General features: G+C 59.7%; 12 protein-coding genes. 8 read left to right on the forward strand and 4 right to left on the reverse strand.

Annotation, left to right across the window (positions count from 1 at the left end; genetic code table 11):
* Positions 1–120: 120 nt before the first annotated feature.
* Both ACSQ13_RS10795 and ACSQ13_RS10800 read left to right on the forward strand, forming a co-directional pair.
* A complete protein-coding gene (locus tag ACSQ13_RS10795; RefSeq protein ID WP_295509235.1) occupies positions 121–2,016 on the forward strand; it encodes a propionyl-CoA synthetase in 1,896 nt (631 codons plus the stop codon).
* A 157-nt stretch (positions 2,017–2,173) separates the two neighbouring features.
* Positions 2,174–2,419: a peptidase gene (locus tag ACSQ13_RS10800; protein ID WP_176250487.1), complete on the forward strand. Its 246-nt coding sequence runs from the start codon at positions 2,174–2,176 to the stop codon at positions 2,417–2,419.
* 64 nt (positions 2,420–2,483) lie between these two features.
* Here the strand turns inward: ACSQ13_RS10800 and ACSQ13_RS10805 are convergent, their stop codons facing one another.
* Both ACSQ13_RS10805 and ACSQ13_RS10810 read right to left on the reverse strand, forming a co-directional pair.
* Complete coding sequence (locus ACSQ13_RS10805) at positions 2,484–2,684, reverse strand: CsbD family protein (RefSeq protein ID WP_176250488.1); 201 nt, start codon at positions 2,682–2,684, stop codon at positions 2,484–2,486.
* A 104-nt stretch (positions 2,685–2,788) separates the two neighbouring features.
* On the reverse strand, positions 2,789–3,544 hold the full coding sequence (locus ACSQ13_RS10810; protein WP_176250818.1) for an NAD kinase: 756 nt from the start codon (positions 3,542–3,544) through the stop codon (positions 2,789–2,791).
* A 169-nt stretch (positions 3,545–3,713) separates the two neighbouring features.
* Between ACSQ13_RS10810 and glyA the strand changes: the two genes are divergently transcribed.
* A complete protein-coding gene (gene glyA / locus ACSQ13_RS10815; protein ID WP_176250489.1) occupies positions 3,714–4,991 on the forward strand; it encodes a serine hydroxymethyltransferase in 1,278 nt (425 codons plus the stop codon).
* Between the two features lie 282 nt (positions 4,992–5,273).
* Positions 5,274–5,675, forward strand: a complete 402-nt coding sequence (locus ACSQ13_RS10820) for a (R)-mandelonitrile lyase (RefSeq protein WP_176250490.1) — start codon at positions 5,274–5,276, stop codon at positions 5,673–5,675.
* On the opposite strand, the gene ACSQ13_RS10825 is transcribed toward ACSQ13_RS10820, so the two are convergent.
* Positions 5,666–6,040, reverse strand: a complete 375-nt coding sequence (locus ACSQ13_RS10825; RefSeq protein WP_176250491.1) for a hypothetical protein — start codon at positions 6,038–6,040, stop codon at positions 5,666–5,668. The two genes, ACSQ13_RS10820 and ACSQ13_RS10825, sit on opposite strands and share 10 nt — an antisense overlap.
* A gap of 54 nt (positions 6,041–6,094) precedes the next feature.
* Between ACSQ13_RS10825 and ACSQ13_RS10830 the strand changes: the two genes are divergently transcribed.
* The 3 genes from ACSQ13_RS10830 (at position 6,095) to carB (ending at position 11,582) form a co-directional block, all read left to right on the forward strand.
* Positions 6,095–6,859, forward strand: a complete 765-nt coding sequence (locus tag ACSQ13_RS10830) for an alpha/beta fold hydrolase (RefSeq protein WP_176250492.1) — start codon at positions 6,095–6,097, stop codon at positions 6,857–6,859.
* Between the two features lie 18 nt (positions 6,860–6,877).
* The gene (locus ACSQ13_RS10835) at positions 6,878–8,110 is read left to right on the forward strand and encodes an SAM-dependent methyltransferase (protein ID WP_295509242.1); all 1,233 of its coding nucleotides are present in this window, start codon (positions 6,878–6,880) and stop codon (positions 8,108–8,110) included.
* Positions 8,111–8,249: 139 nt separating this feature from the next.
* On the forward strand, positions 8,250–11,582 hold the full coding sequence (gene carB / locus ACSQ13_RS10840) for a carbamoyl-phosphate synthase large subunit (protein ID WP_295509245.1): 3,333 nt from the start codon (positions 8,250–8,252) through the stop codon (positions 11,580–11,582).
* Between the two features lie 76 nt (positions 11,583–11,658).
* On the opposite strand, the gene ACSQ13_RS10845 is transcribed toward carB, so the two are convergent.
* Positions 11,659–12,372: a hypothetical protein gene (locus tag ACSQ13_RS10845; protein WP_176250495.1), complete on the reverse strand. Its 714-nt coding sequence runs from the start codon at positions 12,370–12,372 to the stop codon at positions 11,659–11,661.
* A gap of 169 nt (positions 12,373–12,541) precedes the next feature.
* On the opposite strand from ACSQ13_RS10845, the gene ACSQ13_RS10850 reads away from it, so the two are divergent.
* On the forward strand, positions 12,542–13,666 hold the full coding sequence (locus tag ACSQ13_RS10850; RefSeq protein WP_176250496.1) for a beta-ketoacyl-ACP synthase III: 1,125 nt from the start codon (positions 12,542–12,544) through the stop codon (positions 13,664–13,666).
* Positions 13,667–13,705: the final 39 nt, after the last annotated feature.

Consider the following 13,705-nt stretch of genomic DNA (forward strand, 5'->3'; position numbering starts at 1 on the left):
GCCCTGTCAAAACCTGTAAACTTTCTTTCAGAATGGCAGCCTAGCCCCCGCAAGAACCTTGCTCTGCCCTGCGTCTGTGCCCTAACACTTCAGCCAAGCGATCACGGGAGGGAGCCGCACATGGGTTATCACGACACGTATAAAAACTGGCAGGACAATCCGGAAGCCTATTGGCTGGAACAGTCAAAGGCGATTGACTGGGTTCAGGCACCGACCCAAGCGATGTTCGACAAAGGCAATGACCTGTATGAATGGTTTGCCGATGCCAAGGTAAACGGCTGCTATAACGCGGTGGACCGCCATGTGAAAAACGGCCGCGCCGATCAGGTGGCGATCATCCACGACAGCCCGATCACCGGCACCCAGACCAAGATCACGTTCGCCGAATTGCAGACCCGTGTGGCCTCTGTTGCCGGGGCGCTGAAAGCCAATGGCGTGACCAAAGGCGACCGCGTCATCATCTATATGCCCATGGTCCCCGAGGCGCTTGAGGCGATGCTGGCCTGTGCCCGCATCGGTGCCGTGCATTCGGTTGTCTTTGGTGGCTTTGCCGCGAACGAACTGGCCGTGCGGATCAATGACTGCACCCCCAAGGCGATCCTCGCTGCGTCCTGCGGGTTGGAACCCAACCGCATCGTCAAATACAAACCCCTGCTGGACAGCGCCATCGAACTGGCCGAACACAAGCCCGATTTCTGCATGATCCTGCAACGCGACCAGTCCCCCTGCGATCTGATCCAAGGGCGCGATCTGGACTGGAACGCCGCCCAACAAGGCGTCACACCTGCCGAATGCGTTCCCGTCGACGGCAACCACCCTGCGTATATCCTCTACACCTCGGGCACCACCGGCGCGCCCAAGGGCGTGGTCCGGCACACGGCGGGCCATTTGGTCGCCCTGAACTGGACAATGAAAAACATCTATGACGTCGATCCCGGCGATGTGTTCTGGGCCGCGTCCGATGTCGGTTGGGTCGTGGGCCACAGCTATATCTGTTACGGTCCGTTGATCCACGGCAACACGACGATCGTGTTTGAGGGCAAGCCTGTCGGCACCCCAGATGCGGGCACGTTCTGGCGCGTGATCCAAGAACATAACGTGCGCAGTTTCTTTACCGCCCCCACCGCCATCCGCGCCGTCAAACGCGAAGACCCCAAGGGCGAGGAAATCGGCAAATACGACATCTCGTGCTTGCGCGCACTCTATCTGGCCGGTGAACGCGCCGACCCGGACACGGTCGTCTGGGCGCAGGAAAAGCTGGGCGTGCCGGTCTATGACCACTGGTGGCAAACCGAAACCGGTTTCACCATCGCGGGCAACCCCGCGGGGCTTGAGGCATTGCCGGTCAAGGTCGGGTCACCCACCGTGCCGATGCCGGGCTATGACGTGCAAATTCTGGACGAAGCAGGCCATGCGCAACCCGCAGGCACGCTCGGGTCCATCGCGATCAAGCTGCCCCTGCCCCCCGGCACCCTGCCCACACTGTGGAATGCCGAAGACCGTTTCCGCAAAAGCTATCTGACCACCTATCCCGGTTTTTACGAGACCGGCGATGCGGGCATGATCGACGAAGACGGTTATCTATACATCATGGCGCGCACCGATGACGTGATCAACGTCGCCGGTCACCGCCTGTCCACCGGCGCGATGGAGGAAGTCCTTGCCGCCCACCCCGATGTCGCCGAATGCGCCGTGATCGGGGTCAGCGACGCGCTGAAGGGTCAGGCACCGATGGGTTTCGTCTGTCTGTCCAAGGGCGTGAACCGCCCCCATGCGGAAATCACCGCCGAATGCGTTCAGATGGTGCGTGACCAGATCGGCCCCGTGGCCGCCTATAAACTGACGTTGGTGGTCGACCGCCTGCCCAAAACGCGGTCAGGTAAAATCCTGCGTGCGACCATGGTCAAACTGGCGGATTCCGAGCCGTTCAAACTGCCCGCCACCATCGACGATCCTGCCATTCTGGACGAGATCAAAGTCGCACTGCAAACCATCGGATATGCGCAGGATAGATAATCCGTCCGCGAAGGAGCGACAGGCCAGTCGCCCCTTCGCCGCCCACCCCCGCTGCCTGCGCACCATAGAATTGTTGTGGGGTGCCATCTCTTGGGCTAGAGATTGAAAACCAGATCGCCGGGTCCACGGCGCTGGTTTCCAGAAAGCTTTTCTTCGAATGATACTTTTACGGCTTGCAGCTTTTGAGCAGCAGTTGAAATGGACTGCTGTCGGTTTGGGTATTTCCAGCACAATCAGTCTGGTGCAGGGGTGGCAATTGGCGGCGATGATGCTGAGCCTGCCGTTTTGCCTGATATGGGTCTATTGCGCCTGGCTGCGCACAGAACCACAGCTGAAATACCTGAACATCATGTTCTCTGCGCTGTATGTCTATGGGATTGCGCGGTATTTTCTTGTGCAATAGGCGACGGTACAACAAAAAAGGGCGGCCCCTGATGGAGCCGCCCCTTTCGTTAGATCAAGTCAGATCAGCTGTGCTTTGACACGAATTTGTCGACTTGCTTTTCCGCTTCTTCTTTGGCGATGCCATATTTGGCCTGGATCTTGCCAACCAGCTGGTCGCGTTCGCCTGCGGCCTCGGTCAGATCATCATCCGTCAGATCGCCCCATTCTTCTTTGACCTTGCCGGTCATCTGTTTCCAGTTACCTTTGATTGTATCCCAATTCATATCGGTTCTCCTTCTTGTTTCACTGCGCGTCAAAGACCGTCTAGGTCTCTGTGCGTCTCGTTAAACAAACGTGGCACCGCCGATTTGGTTCCGAAAAATTATCCTCAGGTGAATTGCTCGCTGATCAACCGCTCTTCCAGTCCGTGGCCCGGATCAAACAGGATACGATGCGATATGGTCGGGTCCGATGTGATCTCGACCGACACCACATGGCGGTGGGAAATGCCATCGGCATCGGCCATCACAGGCCGCTTTTCGGGCTCCAGCACATCAAAGCGAACGGTCGCCGTTTTCGGCAAAAGCGCCCCGCGCCAGCGTCTGGGCCTGAATGCAGCAACCGCCGTCAGCGCCAGCACATCCGCTCCGATCGGCAGGATCGGCCCGTGCGCCGAATAATTATACGCGGTTGATCCCGCAGGCGTCGCCAAAAGCGCGCCGTCACACACCAGTTCTTCCATGCGCACCCGCCCGTCGACACTGATCCGCAGCTTGGCGGCTTGCGGCCCCTCGCGCAGCAATGCCACCTCGTTCAGCGCCAGCCCCTTGGACGTGCTGCCATCCGCATGGGTCGCGACCATGACCAAAGGGTTGATCACCGCCTCCTCCGCCGCATCCAGCCGCTCGGTCAGATCGTCCTCGGCGTATTCGTTCATCAAGAACCCGATGGTGCCCCGGTTCATCCCGTAAACCGGCACGTTCAACGCCTGCGTGTCATGCAGGGTTTGCAGCATGAAACCGTCGCCCCCCAGGGCCACAATCACCTGCGCCTCGGTGGCCGGCACATTGCCATACCGCTTGCTCAGCGCATCCAGGGCGGCCTGTGCGACATCGGCGCGACTGGCGGTAAAGGCGATCTTCATGGGCACAAGTTTCCAATCGGGAATATTCAGCTCTGAAAGAACCACATTATCCACCGCTCTACCAGCTTTGCCGTTTATGTTGCCTGCTGCGGCGGAATACGACCTTCACCCCGCGGAAGGTTTCCGCTAGATAGCCCGCAACTGATACCTCTGTTCAAAGGAACACCCTATGTCCGGTTTCTTCACCAAATCCCTGTCACAAGCAGATCCTGCGATTTTCAAGTCCATCACAGACGAGCTGGGCCGCCAGCGCAACGAGATCGAATTGATCGCCTCCGAAAACATCGTTTCCGCCGCCGTGATGGAGGCGCAAGGCTCGGTGATGACCAATAAATACGCCGAAGGCTATCCGGGCCGGCGCTATTACGGTGGTTGCGAATTCGTTGATGTGGCGGAAAATCTGGCCATTGAACGCGCCTGCGAATTGTTCGGTTGCGGCTTTGCCAACGTCCAGCCGAACTCCGGCTCTCAGGCGAACCAGGGCGTGTTCACAGCCTTGCTGCAACCCGGCGACACGATCCTTGGCATGTCGCTGGACGCAGGCGGCCACCTGACCCATGGCGCGAAACCAAACCAGTCGGGCAAATGGTTCAACGCCATCCAATACGGCGTGCGCAAGGAAGACAACCTGCTGGACTATGACCAGGTCGAAGCGCTCGCCAAAGAACACCAGCCCAAGATGATCATCGCCGGTGGCTCCGCCATTCCCCGCCAGATCGACTTCAAGCGTATGCGCGAAATCGCCGATATGGTCGGTGCCTACCTGCATGTCGACATGGCCCACTTTGCGGGTCTGGTGGCGGCTGGCGAACACCCCTCGCCCTTCCCCCACGCCCATGTTGCGACCACAACAACCCATAAAACCCTGCGCGGCCCGCGCGGCGGCATGATCCTCACCAATGACGAGGCGCTGGCGAAAAAGTTCAACTCCGCCATCTTCCCCGGCATCCAGGGCGGCCCGCTGATGCATGTCATCGCAGCCAAAGCCGTCGCCTTTGGCGAAGCGCTCCAGCCTGAATTCAAAACCTACATCAAACAGGTCGTCAAAAACGCCCAGGCCCTCAGCGACCAGCTGATCAAAGGCGGGCTCGACACCGTGACCCACGGCACCGACACACATCTGCTGCTGGTCGACCTGCGCCCCAAAGGGGTCAAAGGCAACGATACCGAAAAAGCACTGGGCCGCGCCCATATCACCTGCAACAAAAACGGCGTGCCGTTCGACCCAGAAAAACCGACCGTGACCTCCGGCATCCGCCTGGGCTCCCCCGCTGCCACAACCCGCGGCTTTGGCGAGGCCGAGTTCCGCCAGATCGCAGACTGGATCATCGAAGTCGTCGACGGCCTTGCCGCAAATGGTGCCGATGGCAACTCTGCCGTCGAAACCAAGGTAAAAGCCGAAGTCGAAGCGCTCTGCGCCCGCTTCCCGATCTACCCGAACCTGTAATCCCTGACCTGCCCCCCGCTTCCAAATGGAAATAAATCCCGGGGGGCCCGCAGGGCGGGGGCAGCGCCCCCTCCACCACCAAAAAACAAAAGGCCCCGCCAGCATCCGCTGCGGGGCCTTTTTGCACATCTCGCCAAGACGCTCTGTGATCTCTCTGACGTCCCTCCTCCGGATCACCCTCAAAATCCTTCGGCTGATCTGCGCCAAAGCCGATGATCCCTTGCAATCGCCACCGCCCCACGTGATCCTGCCAGCAAGCCTTTCAAAAATCAGGACACCCAGATGGACATCAAACCCACAGGCTCCCGCCCCTCCGAGGTTGGATCGCCCGACTATTTCACCGGCACCGTGCGCCTTGATCCCGTCATGTCAGCCCCCGATCCCGCCCGCATGCGTGCGGCGACCGTCACATTTGAACCCGGCGCGCGCACCGCATGGCACACGCACCCTCTGGGGCAAACGCTTGTGGTCCTGTCAGGCGCAGGTCTGGCCCAGACCCAGGGCGGCCCGGTCAAACCCCTGCGCCCCGGGGATACTGTCTGGTTCGCACCGGGGGAAAAGCACTGGCACGGGGCCGCCCCCGATTGCGCCATGACCCATCTTGCCATCCAAGAAGCGCTGGACGGCAAGGCCGTGGACTGGCTCGAACATGTGACTGACGCACAATACGGCAGTCAGACGTAACCGCGCCACCACAGAAAAACGACAAAGCCCACGACCACAAACAGCAGGTTAAACGCAACGGCCCCCGCAACCCCCAAAAGGCGGTCCCTGCGGTCCTCGACCGCGTCAATACTCTCAAGATGCGCCATCACCCTGTCAAAGGCCGTTTCCACCGATTGCGCATCCAACCGCCGCGCCATCTTGGGATTTTGCGCGAAGAACTCGGCCCTGGCCAAAGCGTTTCCCTGTTTGCGCACATCACCCGGCAACCTGCGCCCGGCCTTGCGCAGCGCATGATCCAGATCGCGCCCCTGCACACCCAGCTTTGCCTGCATTTCGCGGCGCACCCTCTGCGCTTTTTTGTGAACGTCTTTCTGATCCAGCATATTGCATCCTAAACACTCTGGTGCATTTGCCGCAATGGGCCTAAATCTGGAACCATGCTTAGTTTCTCAGAATATGGCACCGCAACAGATGCCCCCGCCCTTTTGATTGTCCACGGCTTGTTCGGCTCCGGCCGCAACTGGGGCGTGATTGCCAAACGCCTGTCCGACACCCGCCGCGTGATCACCGTTGATATGCGCAACCACGGCGACAGCCCGCGCAGCGACACGCAAACCTACCCCGAAATGGCCGACGACCTGGCGCAGATCATTCGCCAATTCGGCGCGCCCATGGATGTTTGCGGGCATTCGATGGGCGGCAAGACGTCCATGGTGCTGGCCCTTCAACACCCCGAACTGGTCCGCCGCCTGATCGTCGCCGACATCGCCCCCGTCGCCTATGACCACAGCCAGCAAGAGTTCATCGACGCCATGCGCAGCGTTGACCTGAAAACAATTACCCGCCGCTCCGAGGCGCAGGAACAACTGGCCGCCGCCGGGGTCGAACCCGCATTGCAAAGCTTTTTCACGCAGTCATTGGACGTTGCAAACAAGACGTGGAAACTGAACCTCGACGTGCTCGAGGCCGAAATGCCCAATATCGTGGGATGGCCCGAAGACGTGACAGGCCCCTTTGACGGCCCGACCTTCTTTCTGTCCGGCGGCACGTCGCATTATGTGCAAGCCGCCCACCGCCCCAAGATCAAGGCGCTTTTCCCGAACGCCTATTTCGCCAAAATTCCGGGTGCCGGACATTGGCTGCACGCTGAAAACCCCCGCGCCTTCGAAGCATCGGTACGCGCGTTTCTGGACACCGCCTGACAAGAAAGGACCACCCCCATGTGGCGCAGTGCATTTGACCATTTCCTGAAAGGTCTTATGACACGCGACCGCCTGATCGTGCGCTTCGCCGATGGCAGCACGGCCCACTATGGCCCCGACACAGGGCAAACCGCGACCCTGCACATCAAAGACGATGCCATATTGCGTGGCCTATGCCTGAACCCCGTGCTTGCCTTGGGCGAAGGCTACATGGATGAACGCATCGGTTTTCCCGACCTCGGGCTGCTCGACACCTTGAAACTGCTGCAAGGCAACCGCAGCACCACAGGGTTTCCCGCGTGGCTGCGCGCGCTGAACCTTGCGCGCTATCACATGCGGCGTTTCATTCAACGCAACCGGCCTGACCGCGCCCGCGCAAACGTCGCCCATCACTACGACATATCCGACGCCTTCTATGCGCTGTTTCTGGACGCCGACATGCAATATTCATGCGCGTATTTCCCCGATCCCGACATGACGCTCGAGGCGGCACAAGACGCGAAAAAGGCGCATATCATCCGCAAACTCTGCCTGCGGCCGGGCGATCATGTGCTCGACATCGGGTGCGGCTGGGGCGGCATGGCACTGACCCTTGCGCGCGATCACGGCGTCCGTGTCACAGGCATCACCCTGTCCGAAAAACAGCTGCAAACCGCCCGCACCCGCGCGGCGCAGGCGGGCCTGTCGGATAAAATCTCCTTCCGCCTCGAAGATTACCGCAAGACATCGGGCAGCTTTGACAGGATCGTCAGCATCGGCATGCTCGAACATGTGGGCGTGCCGAATTACGGCACATATTTCCAGCGCATCAGCGATCTGCTGGCCCCCGATGGCGTGGCGCTGATCCACAGCATCGGGCGCTCCGCCCCGCCTGCGCGCCATGATCCGTTTCTGAACAAATACATCTTTCCGGGCGGCTATGTCCCGTCGCTCTCCGAACTTGCCGGTGCCATGGAATACGCAGGGCTGTGGCAGACCGACATCGAAATCTGGCGCCTGCACTATGCCAAAACCTTGAGACACTGGCTTGAACGCTTCAACGCCGCCCGTGACCAGATCCGTGCAATGCACGATGACCGCTTTATCCGCATGTTCGAATTCTACTTCACCATTTGCCTCATCGCATTCGAAGACCGGATGCAAGGCGTGTACCAATTCCAGCTCGCGAAAAACCGCAGCAGCGTCCCGCTGACCCGCGACTATCTCTACCCGAATTCCCACCCCCAGGGCCCCTCGTTCTCTGGCGCTTAAATATCCCGGGGTTTGGGGCAGCGCCCCAATCCGCCATCCCCGAAATCAAAACCCGACCAGATAGCGACCATCCCCCCTTGCACCTCTCCCCCCAAAGCCTATAACGCGGAGAATTTGCAAATATCCGGGGGCCTGAACCATGCCAAAAAGAACCGACATCAAATCAATTATGATCATTGGTGCGGGGCCCATCGTCATCGGTCAGGCCTGCGAATTCGATTATTCCGGCGCACAGGCCTGCAAAGCCCTGAAAGAGGAAGGCTACCGCGTCATCCTCGTCAACTCCAACCCGGCCACGATCATGACCGACCCGGGGCTGGCCGATGCCACCTATATCGAACCGATCACCCCGGAAATCGTCGCCAAGATCATCGAAAAAGAACGCCCCGACGCGCTGCTGCCCACCATGGGCGGCCAGACCGGATTGAACACGTCCCTCGCGCTCGAAGAAATGGGTGTCTTGGAAAAATACGGCGTCGAGATGATCGGTGCCAAGCGCGAAGCCATTGAAATGGCAGAAGATCGCCAGCTTTTCCGCGAAGCGATGGATCGCCTCGGGATTGAAAACCCCAAAGCCACAATCGTCACCGCCCCCAAGAATGCTGCCGGCAAAAAAGACCTCGCCGCAGGCGTGGCCATCGCGCTTGAAGCGCTTGATTATGTCGGCCTGCCCGCGATCATCCGCCCTGCCTTTACCATGGGCGGCACCGGTGGCGGTGTGGCTTATAACCGCGACGATTACGAATTCTTCTGCCGCTCTGGTATGGACGCATCCCCGATGGGTCAGATCCTGATCGACGAATCCCTGCTGGGCTGGAAAGAATTCGAGATGGAGGTCGTGCGCGACACCGCCGACAACGCCATCATCGTCTGTTCCATCGAAAACATCGATCCGATGGGCGTACACACGGGCGATTCGATCACCGTCGCACCGGCGCTGACGCTCACGGACAAAGAATACCAGATCATGCGCAACCACTCGATCGCGGTTTTGCGCGAAATCGGCGTGGAGACCGGCGGGTCGAACGTGCAATGGGCCGTGAACCCTGCCGACGGCCGGATGGTCGTGATCGAAATGAACCCCCGCGTGTCGCGCTCCTCGGCGCTGGCCTCCAAGGCGACCGGCTTCCCGATTGCCAAGATCGCCGCGAAACTGGCCGTTGGCTTCACGCTGGACGAGCTCGACAATGACATCACCGGTGTGACCCCTGCGTCCTTCGAGCCGACAATCGACTATGTCGTCACCAAGATCCCGAAATTCGCCTTCGAGAAATTCCCCGGCTCCGAACCCTACCTGACCACCGCGATGAAATCCGTGGGCGAGGCGATGGCGATTGGCCGCACGATCCACGAATCCCTGCAAAAGGCGCTGGCGTCGATGGAATCCGGCCTGACCGGCTTTGACGAAATCGACATCCCCGGTGCCCCCGAACAGGCAGCCCTGGTCAAGGCGATCAGCAAGCAAACCCCTGACCGCATGCGCACCATCGCCCAGGCCATGCGCCATGGCATGTCCGACGCGGACATCCACAGCGTGACCATGTTCGACCCGTGGTTCCTTGCCCGCATCCGCGAGATCGTCGAAGCCGAAGAAGTCGTGCGCAAGGACGGTCTGCCGCTGACCGAAGCCGGCATGCGCCAGCTCAAGATGATGGGCTTTACCGATGCCCGCCTTGGCATCCTGACCGGCCGCGACGAAGACAATGTGCGCCGCGCCCGTCTGAACCTTGGCGTCAAGGCCGTGTTCAAACGCATCGACACCTGCGCCGCAGAGTTCGAAGCGCAAACCCCCTATATGTATTCGACCTACGAATCTCCTGCATTTGGCGAAGTCGAATGCGAGGCGCGCCCGTCCGACCGCAAGAAGGTCGTTATTCTGGGCGGTGGCCCGAACCGCATCGGCCAGGGCATCGAATTCGACTATTGCTGTTGTCACGCCTGCTATGCGCTGACCGACGCGGGTTACGAGACTATCATGGTCAACTGTAACCCCGAAACCGTGTCCACCGACTATGACACCTCGGACCGTTTGTATTTCGAGCCGCTGACCTTTGAACACGTTATGGAAATCATGCGCGTCGAGCAGGAAAACGGCACGCTTCACGGTGTGATCGTCCAGTTCGGCGGCCAGACCCCGCTGAAAATCGCGCAAGCCCTGCAAGACGCGGGCATCCCGATTCTGGGCACCACGCCCGACATGATCGACCTTGCCGAAGACCGCGAACGTTTCGCCGATCTGGTCAAGAAGCTGGGCCTGAAACAGCCCCATAACGGCATCGCCCATTCCGACGCCGAGGCGCTGGAAATTGCCGCCGACATCGGCTTCCCGCTGGTGATCCGCCCGTCTTACGTTCTGGGTGGCCGCGCGATGGAAATCGTGCGCGATCAAGCCAGCCTTGAACGCTATATCCGCGAAGCGGTTGTCGTATCGGGCAAGAGCCCCGTGTTGCTGGATAACTACCTCTCCGGCGCGGTCGAGCTTGACGTCGATGCGCTGTGTGACGGCAAGAATGTCCATGTCGCGGGCATCATGCAGCACATCGAAGAGGCCGGCGTCCACTCGGGCGACAGCGCCTGTTCGCTGCCGCCCTATTCGCTGTCGCGCGAGATCATTGCCGAAGTCGAAAAACAGACCAAGGCGCTGGCCCTTGCGCTGAATGTCGTCGGCCTGATGAACATCCAGTTCGCGATCAAAGATGGCGAAATCTATCTGATCGAAGTCAACCCGCGTGCCTCGCGCACCGTGCCTTTCGTGGCGAAAGCAACCGATTCAGCTATCGCCTCCATCGCGGCGCGGATCATGGCGGGCGAACCGCTGTCGAACTTCCCGCTGCGTGCGCCCTACGATGCCGATGCCGCCTATGACGACGTGCTGCCGCTGGGTGATCCGATGACGCTGGCCGATCCGAACATGCCGTGGTTCTCGGTCAAGGAAGCCGTGCTGCCCTTCGCCCGCTTCCCCGGTGTCGATACGCTGCTGGGGCCGGAAATGCGATCAACCGGCGAAGTCATGGGCTGGGACCGCGACTTCCCGCGTGCCTTCCTCAAGGCGCAGATGGGTGCCGGCAACCCGCTGCCCCGCAACGGCTGCGCCTTCCTGTCGATCAAGGACATGGACAAAACCGACGACATGCTGACCGCCGCACGTATCCTGCTCGAGCAGGACTTCACCATCGTGGCCACCCGTGGCACGGCGGAATGGTTGACCTCGCACGACATCGCCTGCCAGATCGTCAACAAGGTCTATGAAGGCCGCCCCGACATCACCGACATGATGAAGGACGAAGCGATCCATCTGGTGATGAACACCACCGAAGGCGCGCAAGCAGTCGAAGACAGCAAATCCATCCGCTCCATCGCGCTGTATGATAAGATCCCGTATTTCACGACCGCTGCGGGGTCCTATGCCGCCGCATTGGCGATCAAGGCACAAGCCGAAGACGAGATTGGCGTGAAGTCGTTGCAGGGGTAATCCAAGGGGCATCGCCTTCCTGCGGGAAGGCGATACTCCGGTGTCTGAGGCGTGATCTCGGGCTAGGCTATTGCCCTCAGCCGCCCTGCCGCCTTCTCAACTCCGCCACCCGTTCGATCTCCTCGGGGCGCTGTGCTTCGCGTTTCACGAAGATCACCGTGCGGCGTGTTAGAAACACCGCGTCGATCCAGGATACCAGTTCAGATTCCTCCACACTCAAGGCGGGCCATTCGGTTTGGCAACCGGCCAAGGCCGCCTGAAGCCGCGAGATGAAGGTCCAGCAGGATTCAGGATGATCGGCGTAGACGTCGTATTTGATCGGCATCGGGAAGGACGTGAAGATATCCTCGATCACATAAAGGCCACCGGGAGGCAGCAGCGGGAACATGGTTTTGAACGCGGTGATCTGATGCGACCATTTGTGGCTGGCGTCATCCAGCACGATTGACGGCTGGTAGGTCTCTGACAGCTCGGTCAGGAATGCAGGGTCAGACGCGTCGCCAATGCGGATTTTGAACTCATCGCCTGAAAACTTCTCAACCCGCTTGTCATTGTCCACGCCGACGATCCGCGCTTTGGTGAAAAACTTCCGCCACGACCGCAATGATGCGGCGTTGATGCGGGGCAGACCCACGCCCAGCTCCATAAAACAGAACTCCTCGTCCTTGAACGGTTTGAACAGGAATTCGTAGAGCCGCATATAGTCATGCGTCCGCGAGGATTTGTCGGTGCCCATGTCATGGGCCAGTTTATCAAGTTCGCCGCGTGGCAGCAGGGATGGCAGGGTCATAACGTCTCCGGTCTGGGTGCCCGGGCGGGGCAGAATCTGACACACAGTGCTATAAACATCCCCGTCATTACAACCGATTATCGCTGCGCCTCCGCCGATAGCACCTGCTATAACTTGACCTTATCGCGCTTCTTTGACTTTATCGTCTGACTGAAAGAAAGGGTTTCAAATGTTCACACCCGCCATTACCGGTAGCGGCATTTTTACGCCGGATCAGGTCATCACCAACGCCGAACTGGTCGTCGCCTTTAACGCTTATGCCGATCTTTATAACGCCGAACATGCCGACGAGATCGCAGCAGGCACAGTGGCCGCCAAGGAACATTCCTCGGAAGAGTTCATCGTCAAGGCGTCGGGGATCGAGCAGCGCTATGTGATCGACAAGACCGGCCCCCTGAACCCGCACATCATGCATCCGCTGTTGCGTCAGCGGTCGGATGATGAACCCAGCCTGATGGCCGAAATGGCGCTGGACGCCGCGCAAAAGGCGCTGGCAGATGCGGGCAAGACGGCGGCCGATGTGGATGCGGTGATTTGTGCGGCATCAAACATTGAACGCGCCTATCCCGCCGTGGCGATCGAGATACAGGATCTGTTGGGAATCAACGGCTTTGCCTTTGACATGAATGTTGCCTGTTCGTCGGCCACCTTTGGTATTCAGGCGGCGGCAGATATGGTGCGGTCCGGTTCGATCCGGTCGGCGCTGGTCGTCAACCCCGAGATATGTTCGGCCCATATCGAATGGCGCGACCGCGATTGCCATTTCATCTTTGGCGACGTGGCAACGGCCGTGTTGATTGAGCGGGCCGAGAATGCAACCGGCCCCTATTTCGAAATCAAATCCACCCGCTGCGCCACGCAGTTTTCAAACAACATTCGCAACAACAACGGTTTCCTGCGCCGCTCGCGCCCGGATGGCGTCGCCGATCGTCGCGACATGCAATTCATGCAGAATGGCCGCAAGGTCTTTAAGGAAGTCTTGCCGCTGGTCGCCGACCATATCGCCGGCCATATGGCTGATGCGGGCGTCGAAGCCGCTGATCTGAAACGGCTTTGGCTGCATCAGGCCAACAAGTCGATGAATGATTTCATCGGCCGCAAGGTGTTGGGGCGCGTGCCGGAACCGGGCGAACAGCCCAATATTCTGCAAGACTATGCGAACACCTCGTCGGCGGGGTCGATCATCACGTTTTCCAAGTATTCCAAAGACTTGAAAGACGGTGATATCGGGCTGATCTGTTCCTTTGGGGCGGGGTATTCTGTGGGGTCTGTTCTGGTTCAGCGCCACGACTAAGCGGCGCGGTCGCGGGTGCATTATTGGCGGGAGCGGTGC

The organism is Sulfitobacter sp. SH22 (assembly GCF_965641905.1).
Classification (GTDB): domain Bacteria; phylum Pseudomonadota; class Alphaproteobacteria; order Rhodobacterales; family Rhodobacteraceae; genus Sulfitobacter.